Source organism: Flagellimonas olearia (assembly GCF_009184425.1).
Taxonomy (GTDB): Bacteria; Bacteroidota; Bacteroidia; order Flavobacteriales; family Flavobacteriaceae; genus Flagellimonas; species Flagellimonas olearia.
This window is the reverse complement of sequence record NZ_WELG01000084.1, coordinates 1-384: the sequence shown is the minus strand read 5'-3', so window position 1 is coordinate 384 and position 384 is coordinate 1. Positions and strand designations below refer to the sequence as shown.

Sequence of the window (384 nt, the reverse complement as noted above, 5' to 3'; positions counted from 1 at the left end):
CCAAAGAGTGCGGCTAAATTAGCGAGCGCTTTTCATGCAGAAATCACGCCTAATAATTACGAACGCTTTTTTAAAGCTAAAAAATTACAAGATATGATTTTACAAGACACCGAGCCTTTATTTTCCAAAATTGAGAAAATTGAAAAGACTGAAAAAGCAGGAGAAGTCCCACTAGAAAAAAACGAAAAAGAAAAAAAAGACGCAAAAGAAAAAGCCCCACCAAAACAAGAAAACTATATCAGCATTGAGGATTTTAAAAAAGTAGAGATTAAAGTGGGGCTTATCAAAGAAGCTCAAAGGATTGAAAAGTCCAATAAATTACTGCGCTTAAAAGTGGATTTAGGCGAAGGCCGTTTGAGGCAGATTGTCTCAGGGATCGCTTTG

1 pseudogene is annotated in these 384 nt (G+C 36.2%); it reads left to right on the top strand.

Annotated elements, in window-relative coordinates:
• Positions 1-384 (top strand): annotated as a pseudogene (locus F8C76_RS19940) (hypothetical protein); the annotation flags it as partial.